Raw genomic sequence first — 14,252 nt, forward strand, 5'->3', positions numbered from 1 at the left:
CCCTCCGCAACTCGCAGACTCCGCTCTACACATCCCCGAGGCCCCCGGCAGCATGCAGCTGCCGGGGGCCTCGGGGATTCCGGACCACCCGCGGCCGGCGCCGCGGATGGCGGCTTGACGACGAACCTTTGAAAACAATCGTTTCCTCCCGTGCAACATGGGTAGTATCCTTGGGTCTGTGACCCACGAAACACTTGATGCCGCCGCAGCAGTACTTCCGGCCGAGGCCATTGACGCAATCGAACGTGCGGCTACGTCCGCCCACCGCCACGAGATCCTGTTCTCGGAGCGCGCAGCAAATATCAAACAGTCGGCAGTCCGGGACGTCTTCGACATCTCGATGCGCCCCGGCCTCGTTTCACTCGCCGGCGGAAGCCCCTACCTGCAGTCCCTGCCGCTGGAACGCCTCGGCCAGACCGCCGCGAAGATCATCGCCGAGCAGGGCATGACCGCCCTGCAGTACGGCACCGGCCAGGGCACCGAGGAACTCCGCGCCCAGATTTGCGAGGTTATGGCAGCAGAGGGGATCCTCGACGCCGATCCCGCGAACATCGTGATTACGGCCGGTTCGCAGTCCGCCCAGGATGTGGCCGCCAAGGTCTTCTGCAATCCAGGAGATGTGGTGCTCGTCGAGGATCCCACCTATGTGGGCGCCCTCAACACGTTCGAGGCCTACCAGGTGGGAGTCGAGGCCGTGCCGATGGACGGCGACGGCATCGTCCCGGACCTGCTGGAAGCGAAAATCGCCGCCCTCCAGACCGCAGGCAGAAACGTCAAGTTCCTCTACACCATCCCCAGCTTCAACAACCCGTCCGGCATCACCCTGTCGGCAGAACGCCGGCAGGCAGTGGTGGATATATGCCGAAACGCGAATATCTTGGTGCTGGAGGACAACCCCTACGGCCTGCTCCGCTTCGACGGCAAGCCGCTGACCCCTTTGCGGGCAGCCAACCCGGACGACGTCATCTACATGGGGTCCTTTTCCAAGATCTTCGCCCCGGGCCTGCGGATCGGCTGGGCCCTCGTCCCGGCCCACCTGCAACGCCGGTATTACCTGGCATCAGAGGCCGTTACCCTGTGCCCGCCGACCCTGAACCAGATGCTGGTATCGGCCTATCTGCGCGAGTACGACTGGCGCGGCCAGATCGAGACATACCGCGGGCTGTACAAGGAACGCTGCGACGCAATGCTTGCTGCCCTGGCCGAATACATGCCGGACGGACTGAGCTGGACCCAACCCGACGGCGGTTTCTTCGTGTGGGTCACGCTGCCCGAAGGCGTGGACACCTACCCGCTGCTGAAGAAGGCCATCGACGCCGGCGTCGTCTTCATCCCGGGAGCGGCCTTCACGCCGTCGGATGACAACTCGAACAAGATCAGGCTGGCGTTCAGCGCGGTGCCGCCCGAGGCGATCCGTGAGGGCGTGCGGCGGCTCGCGCCGGTCCTGCGGGAAGCGTTGGCCGCACTGTAGTTTGAAGAACTGTAGCGTGAACACCGGCAGGTTTCGCTGGGCTTGTTGAGCAGCACTAGTTCCTGAACAGCACTAGTCGTTGAACAGCAGGGCCCATCGAACAGGCACACTAAGCAGCATTACTCGTTCAAAGGGGAGCAGTCCATGACCGGAATTATCGTTGTCGGCGTCGATGGCAGTGAAACTGCCCTGCGGGCTGCGCAGACCGCGCGCGACCTCGCAGTTTCCATGGGGGCGACACTTCATGTGGTCAGCGCCTTTGACAGCGACAGGACCCAGGTCTTCGGCAGCGGCAGTGACGAGTGGATCGTTTCCGACGCCGGCAACGCGGAGAAGGTGGCGCGGACGGTGGCCGACGGCCTGCGCCGCCCGGACACGACCGTCACCCATGCCGCCGCCCGGGGCAAGCCCGCCGAGGCCTTGATCCGGGAAGCCGAACGGACCGGTGCCCGGATGATCGTGGTCGGCAACCGCCGCATGAGCGGGATCGGCCGGGTCCTGGGGAGCGTTGCGAACAGCGTGGCCCACAACGCCCCCTGCGACGTCTACATCGCCAAGACCGACGCCGACTAAGGCATTACTGTTTCTCTGACGCCGCGGCCGGCACTGGAGCTTGCTCTGCCGGCTTGAGCATACGGCGCAGGATTTTTCCTGAGGCCGACTTTGGCACGGCCTCGATGAACTCCACGCGGCGGATCTTCTTGAACGGCGCCACCTTGGCCGCCACGAAGTCCATGACGCCCGCCACGTCGAGGGCATCGCCGTCCGCGCCGGGCTGGCGGACCACGAACGCCTTGGGCACTTCCTGGCCGTCGGCGTCGAGGGTTCCGATCACCGCGGAGTCGGCGATGCCGGGGTGCGTGAGGAGCAGGGCCTCCAGCTCCGCCGGGGCGATCTGGTAGCCGTTGTATTTGATGAGTTCCTTGAGCCGGTCCACGATCGTCACCACCCCGTCCGCCCGCACCGTGGCGATGTCTCCGGTACGCAGGAAACCGTCCGCGTCCAGGGTGTCCGCGGTTTCCTGCGGCCGGTTGAGATAGCCGAGCATCACGTTCGGCCCGCGGCACAACAGGTGTCCGGGCGCGCTGGTTCCTTCCGCGGGAACCGGGATGTCCTCCCCCGTGGCCGGGTCCACGAGCCGGCACTGCATGTTCGGCACCGTGTGGCCCACAGAGCTGACGGGGACGTCGCGGCTGTCATGCGGGATGAGGTGCGATACCGGGCTCATCTCGGTCATGCCGTAGCCCTGCAGGACCCGGCAGCCGAGCCGTTCGGCCAGCCGGGCGCCGAGCTCACCGTCCAGCGGCGCCGCGCCGGAGAGGGTGGTGTGCACCGAGCCGAGGTCGTACTCGGCAACCAGCGGGTGCTTGGACAGCGCCACGGCCACGGGAGGTGCGATGAACAGGTAGCTGCACCGGTGCTCCTGGATGATCCGCAGGAACTCGGGCAGATCGAACCTGGGCATCGTGACGAGCCTGGCCCGCTGGCGCAGGGCGAGGTTCAGCAGCACGGTCAGCCCGTAGATGTGGAAAAACGGGAGCAGCGCCAGGAGCCGGTCCTCGGGGCCGACGCCGAGCAGCCCCCTGGCCTGTTCCACGTTCGCGATCAGATTTCGGTGGCTGAGCATGACCCCCTTCGGCCGGCCCGTGGTTCCGGACGAATAGGGCAGCACGGCCACATGCGTGGCCGGATCGAAGGAGACGCGTGGCGCCGGCGCGCTCAGGGCCAGCAAGTCACCCAGCGACGGGTGGCCGTCGGCGCCGTCGAGCACCACGAGCCGCGCGGCCGGAATCCCGGTCCGTTGGGCGGCCTCCCGTGCGGCCGGCAGCAGCGCCGAGACGGTAAAAAGCCAGCCGGCACCGGCGTCGGTGAGCTGAATGGCGATCTCGTCCGCCGTGTACAGCGAGTTGACGGTGGTGACCGTGGCGCCGGCCCGGAGCAGGCCGTGGAAGACGGCCGCAAAGGCCGGGACGTTGGGACACAGAATGGCTGCCACGCCGTTGACGCCGAGGCCCTGGGCGGCAACAGCGCCGGCGAGGGCATCTATCTGCCCACGCAGCGCCCGGTAAGTCGTTTCCGCACCGGTGGTGCCGTCGACGACGGCGACCCGGTCCAGGTCCTCCTCTGCCAGAGCGCCGAAGAGGTAGTCGTAAATGCCGAGATTGGGAACTTCGACGTCGGGGTACGGGCTTGAAAACACGCAACATCTCCTTTGATCCGCGTCCGCCCGGGCTGTCGGCGGCTGGTGTCACTCTAATGCCGGCGTGTATCTCCGGGACAGGACGGCACGGACTTGACTGTGATGGGACTTGACGAGGATCACCCCCTCCCGTGGGCAGCCTCACCGCCCATTGGGCCGTCCGGAACGGACCCGCTCGATAAAATGGGAAGTGCCCTGCGATGGTGCGGACATCCGAGAACCCACCTACCCAAGGGAACCCCATGATCACTCTTCAGCGCCGCCAACTGGTTGGCCACGACATCCTCCTGGCCCGGCACGGCAACCACATCAGCGCCATGCGCGTGGACCGCAGCGCCGGCCGCGTTGTGGCGTTCCTGGACGACGGATCAACCGACAGCGCCCCCAACGTGATTGCCCCGGGCCTGCGCATGCCCGACACCCTGCGCAGCGTGCTCCGTGAGGACTGGAAGTTCCTCACCGCGATCAGTGCGTGCGGTGCGGGGCTCGCGGGCCTGATGTTTGCCGCCTCTGCCGCCGTCGCAGGCATGAGCGGCGATCCCGCGATGGTTCAGATGCTGACCGCGTACTCGGGATACTGAGCCGCCCGGGCCAAGCGGTCCGATACTGACGGAACCCCGCCACTGAATGGTTCAGCGGCGGGGTTCCGTCGTTTCGCTCTTGGCCGCGGCCCGGGTGCAACGCTCCGTCCCAGTTGCCGGCCGCGGGACGTCGCGGCGGCCGGGGAACCCGCGGTATCCCGCCGGTGCAGGCTGCGGGAGCCGAAGTAACTGGGAAGGAACGCTGCGGGCTGGGGTCCGCGGCCCGTGTCAGTCCAGCAGCAGTGCGGGCTCCTCCAGGATGGCGGCGACGTCGGCCATGAAACGGGCAGACAGGTCACCGTCCACCACCCGGTGGTCGAAGGAGCCGCCGAGGGTGGTGATCCACCGCGGAATGACTTCGCCGTCCAGGACCCAAGGCTTTTGCTTGATAGTGCCGAACGCCACGATCGCGACCTCGCCCGGGTTGATGATCGGCGTGCCGGTGTCGATCCCGAGGGCGCCGATGTTGGTCACGGTGAGCGTGCCGCCCCGCATCTGGGCGGGCTGGGTCTTGCCGGCCCGAGCCGTGGTTGCGAGCTCGTTAAGAGCCAAGGCCAACTGCTTGAGCGAAAGGTCCTGGGCGTTCTTGATGTTCGGCACCATCAGTCCGCGGGGCGTGGCGGCCGCGATGCCCAGGTTCATGAAGTGCTTGACGTGGATCTCCGCGGAATCGCTGCCGTCCGGATTGTCCACCCAGGTGGCGTTGACACTCGGGTTTCGCGCCGCGGCCCAAATGACCGCCTTGGCAAGGATCAGCAGCGGGGAGACCTTGATGCCTTCGAAGTCGCGGGAGGCCTTCAGGCGCTTGACGAATTCCATGGTGCGGCTGGCGTCGACGTCGACAAAGATGCTGACGTGCGGCGCCGCAAAAGCCGATTCGACCATGGCTTTCGCGGTGGCCTTGCGGACGCCCTTGACCGGGATCCGCTCGATCCGCTGGTCCTGCGGGCGGCCGGACTTGCCCCAAAACGAGTCCGCCTTGTCCACCTCGGCGTCACGCTGGGCCTGATAGCTCACCAGGTCCTCACGGGTCACTTCACCGCGGGCGCCGGTGGGCACGACGTCGGCCAGGTTGATCCCGAGGTCCCGGGCGATCTTGCGGACCGGCGGCTTGGCCAGCACCTTGCCGACCAGGCCGCTGATGGCACCGCCCAGCGTGGGGCGCAGGTCAACGGAATCGGCCGGACTGGCGGCCTCCGCAGCCGGGTTGCCGACGGCGGCCGGGCTGATCCAGATGTCGTGGGCCTCTCTCCCCACCCGCTCCCTAACCTCGCTAGCTCGGCCAGGGAACCCGGCGGGCGTGGCCCCAGGCTCTACCACGTGGGTTTCGTTGCGGGCGGCCGAAGTGGCCGCCGGGGCCGATATCCGCCTCCGGCGCTTGACGGCGTCGGCCTTGGGACCGGAGCCCACAAGCGGGCCGCCGGCCGGGCGTCCGGCTGCTTCGCCGGCGTCGGGCGTGTCAGCCGGCAGCGTGCCGTACATGGGCGCCGCGGCGGCAGGTGCCGGGGCAGCAGGTGCCGGCGTGGTCGGCTCGGGGGCGGCGACGGCGTCGCTCACGCTGATGATCGGCGTGCCGACATCCACCGTGACTCCCTCGGGAACCAGCAGTTCCGTGACCGTCCCCGCGAAGGGCGAGGGCAGTTCCACCAGGGACTTGGCCGTCTCGATCTCGCACAGGACGTCGTTGATGGCCACGGTATCGCCGGGCTTGACCTTCCAGGCGACGATTTCGGCCTCGGTCAGCCCTTCGCCGACGTCGGGAAGATTGAACTTGTTGAGCGTCATGGGTCCTCGTCAGTACGCCAGGGCGCGGTCCAGCGCCTCAAGGATGCGGTCGATGTCCGGCAGGTAGTCTTCTTCGACCTTGGCCACGGGATAGGGCATGTGGAATCCTCCGACGCGGATGACGGGAGCCTCCAGCGAATGGAACGCCCGTTCGCTGATCCGGGCGGCAATTTCGCCGCCAATGCCGCCGAACGTGGGGGCCTCGTGGGCCACGATCAGCCGGCCGGTCTTCTGGACCGATGCCGTGACGGTGTCGAAGTCGATCGGCGAGATGGAGCGGAGGTCGATTACCTCGACGCTGTGGCCGTCCTCGGCGGCGGCCTCCGCCGCCGCCAGGGCCACGGGCACCAGCGGCCCGTAGACGACGACGGTGGCGTCGGTTCCTTCACGGAGCACATGGGCCTTGAAGGGGTCCGCGGACGCGCCGGGGGTCTCGGTGTCGACCTCGCCCTTGAGCCAGTAGCGGCGTTTGGGTTCGAAAACGATGACGGGATCCTGGCAGTCGACGGCCTGCTGGATCATCCAGTAGGCATCGTGCGGATTGGACGGCGTGATGATGCGCAGGCCGGCCGTGTGGGCGAACAGCGCCTCCGGCGATTCGGAGTGGTGCTCGATCGAGCCGATGCCGCCGCCGTACGGGATCCGGATGACAACAGGAACGGTAAGGTTGCCGTTGCTGCGCGAGTGCATCTTGGCCAGCTGGGTGGTGATCTGGTTGAACCCGGGGAACACGAAGCCGTCGAACTGGATCTCGCAGACAGGCTGGTAACCGCGCAGGGAGAGTCCGATCGCGGTGCCGATAATGCCGGATTCGGCCAGCGGCGTATCCACGACACGGTCGGCGCCGAACTCGGCGATCAGACCGTCGGTGACCCGGTAGACGCCGCCGAGGGCCCCGATGTCCTCGCCCATCAGCAGCGAGCGGGGGTTGTTGTTCAGCGTGGCCCGCAGGCCCTCGTTGATGGCTTTCGCGATGGTCATAGTGGTCATTACTGGGCCGCCCTGTCTCTCTGCTCAGCCTGTGCCGGATCTGATTTTGCCTGTCCGGTTTCGGTGTCGGCGAACCCTGCGCTGTATTCCTCGAACCAGGCCAGTTCCTCGGCCACCAGCGGATGGGCCTCCACATAGGTATTGGCGAAGGCAGTCCGGATGTCCGGGGTTTCGAGGTCGTAGGTGGTCTTGCGGACGTAGGCCGCGAGCTCGTCGCCGTCGGCCTTGACCTGGTTGAAGAAGGCGTCGTCCGCGAGGCCCTCGGCGCGGAGATACTTCTCCAGCCGTTCTAGCGGATCTTTGGCCCGCCACAAGCTTTCCTCGGCGGATTCGCGGTACTTGGTGGGGTCATCGGCCGTGGTGTGCGCCCCGACCCGGTAGGTGAACGCCTCGATCAGGACCGGACCGTTGCCTTCGCGGGCCTGCTCCAGCGCCCACTCGGTGACGGCGTGGACGGCGATCACGTCATTGCCGTCCACCCGGATGCCGGGGAAACCGTAGCCCTTGGCGCGGTTGGCGAGAGGGATGCGGGTCTGCACGGAGCTGGGCACCGAGATCGCCCAGTGGTTGTTCTGGCAGAAGAAGACCACGGGCGCCTGGTAGGAGGAAGCGAACACCATGGATTCATGGACGTCCCCTTCGGAGCTGGCGCCGTCGCCGAAGTAGACCATGACGGCGGCGTTCGGCTCCACGGCCTGTCCTGCTTCCCCGCCGGCCACGGCGTTGGCGGCCGCCAGCTTCTGGTCCCGCTGGATGCCCATGGCGTAACCGACTGCGTGCGGGGTCTGGGCGGCCAGGACCAGCGTGTAGAGGTGGAAGTTCGTGTCCTTCGGGTTCCAGCCGCCGTTGGAGACGCCGCGGAACTGACGCAGGAGCTCGGCCAGGTCCACGTTTCGCGTCAGGGCCACGCCGTGCTCGCGGTAGGTCGGGAAGATGTAGTCCTGCGGCTGGCTGGCCCGGCCTGAGCCGATCTGGGCGGCTTCCTGTCCCGTGAGCGGAACCCACAGGGCCAGCTGGCCCTGCCGCTGCAGGGCGGTGGCTTCCACGTCGAAACGGCGGATCTTAGCCATGTCCGCGTAGAACCCGCGCAGCGTGGCTGGATCCAGCTTCTCGGCATACTTCGAGAAAACCGGGTCCGAGCCCAGGGTGCCGTCAGGGGCCAGCAACTGCACCATCGGTTCGGCCGGGGCGCCCAATTGGGCCTCCGCCTCCGCCTCGAGCTGGTCATCCATCCCGGTTCCGTCGAACTCGGTAGAGGGCAGATGTGTGGCGCCCATACCGTCTCCTTGCTTGCCGCATCCGAATGCGCCGCGATCGCTGGGATATATGCCGGACTGGGAATACATTCCCAGTCCGGCATATATTTTGGCTTACTGGTCCTTACTTTATCCGCACGGGGCGGACTGAACGTGCCGTGTTAAGCGCTAGGAACGCTGTGGCGGTTTTGTATAGATTGCACAGAGCTCCAGGAACCGGGTGTTGGCTTCCGCTTCGCCGATGCTGACCCGGACGCCCTCGTTGCCGAAGGCGCGCACGGACAAGGCTCGCTCGGCCGCCAGGGCGGCGAATTCCGCACTGTTTGCGCCCAGATTGAGCCAGACAAAGTTGCCCTGGGCCTCCGGAACGAACCATCCGAGCTCCCGCAGTCCGGCCGTGACCCGGTCCCGTTCGTCCACCAGGCTTTGTACCCTTTCTACAACGTCAGCGAAGTGCTCGATCGACGTGACGGCAGCAGTTTCCGCGATTTGGGAGACCGCGAAGGGTGTTGCGGCGACCCGCAGGTGCTGCGTTAGGTCGGGCCGGGAGACGCTGTAGCCCACGCGGAGTCCGGCGAGGCCGTGCGCCTTCGAGAACGTCCGCAGGACGACGACGTTGGGGTACTTGCGGTACATCGCGATGCCGTCCACAGCGTCGCCGGCCCGGACGAATTCCTGGTAGGCCTCGTCGATGACCACCACGACGTCGGCCGGAACGGCGTTGATGAAGCGCTCCGTTTCTTCCGTGGTCAGGATGGGTCCGGTCGGGTTGTTGGGCGTGCACAGCAGGATCATCCGGGTCCGGGCGGTCACTGCGGCGGCCATGGCGTCCAGGTCATGCCGCCCCTCGGCCGTCAGCGGGATCCGGACGCTCTCGGCGCCCGCCAGCCCAACGCAGATCGGGTAGGCCTCGAAGGAGCGCCAGGCGTAGATGACTTCGTCGGTCTTGCCGTCGTCGTTCTGGCCGGCGAAGGTGGCCAGCAGCTGGTTGAGGGCGCCCAGGCTGCCGGCGCCCGTGACGATGTCCTCGGCGGGAACATCCAGGAAGCGGGCGAGCGATTCGCGCAGCTTGCTGCTGAGCGGATCGGGGTAGCGGTTGAAGTCGGTCTGCGCCGCGATGGCCTGCTGCACTGCAGGGATCGGGGGCAACGGGTTTTCGTTGGAGGACAGTTTGTAGCTGACCAGGCCTTCCACGGGGGCGGGCGGTTTTCCGGCCGCGTAGCGGGGGAGGAGGTCTACCACCGGACGGGGCCTGATGCCCCCGGCCGGGTTCTCTGATGAAGTCATGCCAACTAGCCTACTTCGGGTCGCTAGTGCTGTTGGGGGATGGCCGCTGCCGCAAGGGGGAAGATGGTCCCTGCCGCCGTCGCTGGGCGTATGACAGCATGGGGCCATGCGCTCATTCATCGTACGAGTCATCATCAACGGGCTGGCCCTGTCAATCGCCTGCTGGATCCTCACCGGGCTGGATATTTCCACCCAGAGCGACGGCACCATCAGCCTCATCCTGGGCTACCTGTTCATCGGCCTGATCTTTGGCCTGGTCAATGCCTTCGTCAAGCCAATCGTCAGCATCCTGTCGCTGCCGATCACCATCCTGACCCTGGGCCTGTTCACGGTGGTCATCAACGCGGCGATGCTCTACCTGACGTCCTGGATCAGCGGTTACACCACCGTGCACTTCACCATCGACTCGTTCTTCTGGACGGCCGTGTTCGCCGCCATCATCATCAGCGCGGTGTCCCTCGTGGCCAGCTTCCTTCCCGCCCTCGACCGCTAGAGGCTCCCGGGCCGTGCCGCGGTCCCGGAGCCGCGGGCGGTCCGGGGGCTGCGGATGTTCCCGACTCTCCGGATGTTCCCAGCGGTGCCGGCATTCCTTGTGATGCCGGCCGGGCCTCGCGCCGGAGCGAGAACCGGGTCACCGTGGCCGCCCCGCCGGTTCCCACCACTGCGGCCAGCGCAGCTGTGGAATCCTGCAGCGTGTTGTCCCGACTTGCCGAGACGAGCGCGGCACCGTCCGCGTAATTCTCCAGCCGGTGCCCGGGACCCAGGCCGAAGTCCTGCAGCGGCGGCATTGCCAGCGGGTTGGTGAGGGTCACGGTCACCCGGTCCCTGGTGTCCGGGTTGGCCAGTCCGTCCGCTCCCGGCACCCAGTCCTGCTCGTGTTCCAGGTGCAGGCTGCGGATCCCCGGCCCCGGGCTGATACCGCCCACCGGCGAGCCCGCCGTCAGCACGAACTTGAGATCGTACTCGGCCAGGACCGCCCGGTCCTGGCCGAGGTTCATCGCGTGGATCCCGCCCTGGCTGTAGCCGACAGCCACTAGCTGATCGCCGGCCTCGGCTCCGGCCTGCTCCAAAGCCTGCCGGATTGCGGCTGCCGTCCATGCCGAGTCGTAGCCCAGGGCCTCGGCGATTCCGGCGGGATCAAAGGGGTTGGTGCCTTCCGGCAGGCCGCCCTGCTGGGTTCCGGGGATGATGACCACCCACGCGGGCCGCGTGGCGCCGTCGACCTCGATGACTTCGATCCGGCCACCCTGCTCCCCCACCGCTCCGGCGCGCCGCAACAGCCCGGCGGGTGAGAGGTCGACGTCGGCCGAAAACGTCTCGCGGCCCGCGATGCTGACCGGCCGGGGCTTGAGGAACATGAGCCCCGGCGCGTCCGAGGCGTCCCGGACCAGGCGGCGGACGTCAGTGGGCCCGCTCAGGGCTCCGGCGACTGCGGCCAGGGGTCCGGGCAGGCCAAGCAGCACGGCGAGATTCCGGGGCGCCCTGGCGATCCAGTCTTCAACTATGCCGCGTACCCCCGGCAGGGCGAAGGGCTCCGGCGCTGCGCCGAATTCGGAGCCGTACTCGGAGCCGTGAAGCCCCATCCGCAGCAGCAGGGCATTCCGGGCTTCGGCGTATTCGTACTCGCGGTGGCTGGCGCGGACGTCGTCGCCGATGCGCTGGAGTTGTGACCGGACGCGGCCGACGTTCCGGCCGGCTTCCCCCACGGCAATGATGGCGTTGCTGCCGCTGGTGTAGGAATCGGACTGATAGGGGAAAAGTGCGCGCCGGGCGGCGTCGGCCTCCACTTCCACCGACTGCAGCTGCCGGACCAGCCCGTCCAGTGCCGCAGCACCTGCCAGCAGCTCCTCAAACTGGTAGCTCACCCCGCCGACTCCGCCCCGGATCCGCAGGCTGCCGTCAGCTGGCGGCGCCGAAACCCCCGGCGTGCCGCCGGAACCTGCCGGAGTCACGTCGGCCATCAGGGGCCCATCCGGTCCGCAGGCTGCGCCACGTTCCGGGCGTGCCGGAGCACCACGGCAACAGCATCGAGGAGCGAGTCCCGGCTTCGACGCAGCGCCGCCGCGTGCAGGGACAGGGCCAGCCGGTAGGCGCGGCCGGCCGGCGACTGCCACGTGTGCAGCTCAAGGCGGGCGAGGGCGGCGAGCACCGCGTCCGCCTCATCGGCGCACCTCGCAATGCGCGCAGCGAGCTGCTGGACTTCATAACTGCGTGACGCGCACTGGAGCGCATCGGCGGCCGTCACGCCAAGAACGGCCACGCTGCCTGCCGGTCCGTGCGTCATCCCGCTACTCATGGACCGACGCTAACGGGCCGCCAGGGCTGGCTGAAGAGCGCCGACCGGCTATGTGGACAACGCCCCGGACAGCCATCCCGTACCGGTCGGCAAAGTCACACTGCAATGTCATGGGACAGGCGCGCTTAAGGCCCGGCGGCACTTCGTGAAAGAATCGGCACATGCCTGAAACTGCCTCCACAGCTGATACCCGCACGCCGTCCGGACGCCTGGCCCTCGCCGCGTCCGACCACCAGATCGCGCTCGGCCCGCTGGATGGCCGCTACCAGTCCGCCGTCGCGCCGCTGGTGGACTACCTTTCCGAAGCGGCCCTGAACCGCGACCGCGTGGCCGTGGAGGTCGAGTGGCTGATCCACCTGACCGGCAACAGCGTCCTGCCCGGGGCCGGCCCGCTCACGGCGGAACAGCAGCAGCAGCTGCGCGCGATCGTCACGGAGTTCGACGCTGGCTCGGTCACCGAACTGGCCGAGATCGAGGCGGTGACGGTGCACGACGTCAAGGCCGTCGAGTACTACATCGGCCGCCGCCTGCCCGGCATCGGGATCGATCACCTGACCGCCATGGTGCACTTCGGCTGCACCTCGGAAGACATCAACAACCTCTCCTACGCCCTGGGCGTCAAAGGGGCAGTGGAGGACGTCTGGCTGCCCGCGGCCCGCGCCCTGGTTGCCCAGATCAGCGCCATGGCCGAGGACAACCGCGCGGTGCCGATGCTCTCCCGTACCCACGGCCAGCCCGCCACGCCCACCACGCTGGGCAAGGAAATGGCCGTCATTGCGCACCGGCTTGGCCGGCAGCTGGACCGGATTGCCCGGACCGAATACCTCGGCAAGATCAATGGCGCCACCGGCACCTACGCCGCCCACGTTGCCTCCGTCCCGGGCGCCGACTGGGAGCACGTCGCCAAGGGCTTCGTCGAAGGCCTTGGCCTGACCTGGAACCCGCTGACCACCCAGATCGAAAGCCACGACTGGCAGGCCGAACTCTATGCCGACGTCGCGCGTTTCAACCGCATCCTGCACAACGTCTGCACCGACATCTGGAGCTACATCTCGATCGGCTACTTCGTGCAGATTCCGGTGGCAGGCGCGACCGGTTCCTCGACCATGCCGCACAAGGTGAACCCAATCCGGTTCGAAAACGCCGAGGCCAACCTCGAGATCTCCTCGGGCTTGCTGGACGTGCTGGGCTCCACCTTGGTCACCTCCCGCTGGCAGCGCGACCTCACGGATTCCTCCTCGCAGCGCAACATCGGCGTGGCGTTCGGCCACTCGCTGCTCGCCATCTCCAACGTCGCCAAGGGTCTGGACCGGCTCAAGGTGGCCGAGGACGCGCTGGCCGCTGACCTGGACACCAACTGGGAAGTTCTCGGCGAGGCGATCCAGATGGTCATGCGCGCCGAGGCAATCGCCGGCGTCGAAGGCATGGAGAACCCGTACGAGCGGCTCAAGGACCTGACCCGAGGACAGCGAGTGGACGCTGCCCGGATGCAGGAATTCGTCCAGGGGCTCGGCCTGTCCCCCGACGCCGAAGCCCGGCTGCTGGCCCTGACCCCGGGCAAGTACACGGGCATCGCGGACCAGCTGGTGGACCACCTCAAGTGAGGCTCCTGCTCATTCGGCACGGGCAGACGCCCGGGAACGTCCTCGGCCAGCTGGACACCGCCCACCCGGGGCCCGGGCTCACAGAGCTCGGCGAACGGCAGGCTGAGGCCTTGTCCCGCGCCCTGGCGAACGAGCGGATCCATGCCCTCTACGCTTCCACCCTGATCCGGACGCAGATCACGGCCGCGCCCCTCGCCCGGGTGCATGGGCTGGAAACCGCGGTGCTGCAGGGCATTCACGAGATCGAAGCCGGGGCGCTGGAGAAGCTGACGGACCACGAATCGCACAAGCGGTACCTGGGCACCATTTTTTCCTGGGCGGACGGCGACCTGGGCCGCCGGATGCCTGCCGGTCCCAGCGGGCGGGACTTCTTCGACCGGTACGACGCCGCGATCGCCACAATAGCGGCCCGGGGCAACGGAGCGGGAGACTCAGAATCCGTGGCCGTGGTCAGCCACGGTGCCGCCATCCGGGTGTGGGCCGGCCTGCGGGCGGGCAACATCGAACCGGACTTTGCCATGAGGCATGTGCTGGACAACACCGGAATCGTGGCGCTGGACGGCGATCCCGACAACGGCTGGGAGCTCATCCACTGGGACGACAGCCCCGTGGGCGGCCTGGCCCTGGCGGACCCGACGGCGGAGGATCCCACCGGCCGTCCGGCGTAGCGGGCCGGTCCCCGGCGGGGCGGAACTTGCCTGCCGGGACTGGACTGCCCACCGGAACGCGGCGATGATGAAAACAGGCGTGGGGACAGGATGGTCGGCCGCGGCAAGCGGTTG

Annotated in this window: 13 protein-coding genes; 6 read left to right on the forward strand and 7 right to left on the reverse strand. The window is 67.6% G+C overall.

Features of this window, described 5'->3' with window-relative positions; translation table 11 throughout:
* Positions 1 to 178 precede the first annotated feature (178 nt).
* Together M2428_RS05960 and M2428_RS05965 are read left to right on the forward strand one after the other, a co-directional pair.
* The gene (locus M2428_RS05960) at positions 179 to 1,471 is read left to right on the forward strand and encodes a PLP-dependent aminotransferase family protein (RefSeq protein WP_277524580.1); all 1,293 of its coding nucleotides are present in this window, start codon (positions 179 to 181) and stop codon (positions 1,469 to 1,471) included.
* 144 nt (positions 1,472 to 1,615) lie between these two features.
* A complete protein-coding gene (locus tag M2428_RS05965; protein ID WP_277524582.1) occupies positions 1,616 to 2,044 on the forward strand; it encodes a universal stress protein in 429 nt (142 codons plus the stop codon).
* A gap of 4 nt (positions 2,045 to 2,048) precedes the next feature.
* On the opposite strand, the gene M2428_RS05970 is transcribed toward M2428_RS05965, so the two are convergent.
* Positions 2,049 to 3,671 (reverse strand): AMP-binding protein, encoded by a 1,623-nt coding sequence (locus tag M2428_RS05970; RefSeq protein WP_277524584.1) that lies wholly within the window; start codon positions 3,669 to 3,671, stop codon positions 2,049 to 2,051.
* A gap of 242 nt (positions 3,672 to 3,913) precedes the next feature.
* Here M2428_RS05970 and M2428_RS05975 point away from each other — a divergent pair, with 242 nt between their 5' ends.
* Positions 3,914 to 4,252, forward strand: coding sequence for a hypothetical protein (locus tag M2428_RS05975; protein WP_277524586.1), 339 nt, complete (start codon positions 3,914 to 3,916; stop codon positions 4,250 to 4,252).
* Positions 4,253 to 4,480: 228 nt separating this feature from the next.
* Here the strand turns inward: M2428_RS05975 and M2428_RS05980 are convergent, their stop codons facing one another.
* The 4 genes from M2428_RS05980 to M2428_RS05995 form a co-directional block, all read right to left on the reverse strand.
* Positions 4,481 to 6,037, reverse strand: coding sequence for a dihydrolipoamide acetyltransferase family protein (locus M2428_RS05980; RefSeq protein ID WP_277524588.1), 1,557 nt, complete (start codon positions 6,035 to 6,037; stop codon positions 4,481 to 4,483).
* A gap of 9 nt (positions 6,038 to 6,046) precedes the next feature.
* Positions 6,047 to 7,027 (reverse strand): alpha-ketoacid dehydrogenase subunit beta, encoded by a 981-nt coding sequence (locus M2428_RS05985; protein WP_277524590.1) that lies wholly within the window; start codon positions 7,025 to 7,027, stop codon positions 6,047 to 6,049.
* Positions 7,027 to 8,304, reverse strand: a complete 1,278-nt coding sequence (locus M2428_RS05990; protein WP_277524592.1) for a thiamine pyrophosphate-dependent dehydrogenase E1 component subunit alpha — start codon at positions 8,302 to 8,304, stop codon at positions 7,027 to 7,029. Before M2428_RS05990 ends, M2428_RS05985 begins: the two co-directional genes overlap by 1 nt.
* A 147-nt stretch (positions 8,305 to 8,451) precedes the next feature.
* Complete coding sequence (locus M2428_RS05995; protein WP_277524595.1) at positions 8,452 to 9,570, reverse strand: histidinol-phosphate transaminase; 1,119 nt, start codon at positions 9,568 to 9,570, stop codon at positions 8,452 to 8,454.
* Between the two features lie 106 nt (positions 9,571 to 9,676).
* On the opposite strand from M2428_RS05995, the gene M2428_RS06000 reads away from it, so the two are divergent.
* Positions 9,677 to 10,063, forward strand: a complete 387-nt coding sequence (locus M2428_RS06000; protein WP_277524596.1) for a phage holin family protein — start codon at positions 9,677 to 9,679, stop codon at positions 10,061 to 10,063.
* On the opposite strand, the gene M2428_RS06005 is transcribed toward M2428_RS06000, so the two are convergent.
* A complete protein-coding gene (locus M2428_RS06005; RefSeq protein ID WP_277524598.1) occupies positions 10,014 to 11,531 on the reverse strand; it encodes a hypothetical protein in 1,518 nt (505 codons plus the stop codon). The genes M2428_RS06000 and M2428_RS06005 overlap by 50 nt on opposite strands.
* Positions 11,531 to 11,866: a hypothetical protein gene (locus tag M2428_RS06010; RefSeq protein ID WP_277524600.1), complete on the reverse strand. Its 336-nt coding sequence runs from the start codon at positions 11,864 to 11,866 to the stop codon at positions 11,531 to 11,533. The genes M2428_RS06005 and M2428_RS06010 overlap by 1 nt, the downstream gene beginning before the upstream one ends.
* 161 nt (positions 11,867 to 12,027) lie before the next feature.
* Here M2428_RS06010 and purB point away from each other — a divergent pair, with 161 nt between their 5' ends.
* The gene (gene purB, locus M2428_RS06015) at positions 12,028 to 13,470 is read left to right on the forward strand and encodes an adenylosuccinate lyase (RefSeq protein ID WP_277524603.1); all 1,443 of its coding nucleotides are present in this window, start codon (positions 12,028 to 12,030) and stop codon (positions 13,468 to 13,470) included.
* The gene (locus tag M2428_RS06020) at positions 13,467 to 14,138 is read left to right on the forward strand and encodes a histidine phosphatase family protein (protein WP_277524605.1); all 672 of its coding nucleotides are present in this window, start codon (positions 13,467 to 13,469) and stop codon (positions 14,136 to 14,138) included. Before purB ends, M2428_RS06020 begins: the two co-directional genes overlap by 4 nt.
* The last annotated feature ends 114 nt before the right edge of the window (positions 14,139 to 14,252 follow it).

Origin of the sequence: Arthrobacter sp. ES3-54, from assembly GCF_029504395.1 — a bacterium.
GTDB lineage: Bacteria > Actinomycetota > Actinomycetes > Actinomycetales > Micrococcaceae > Arthrobacter.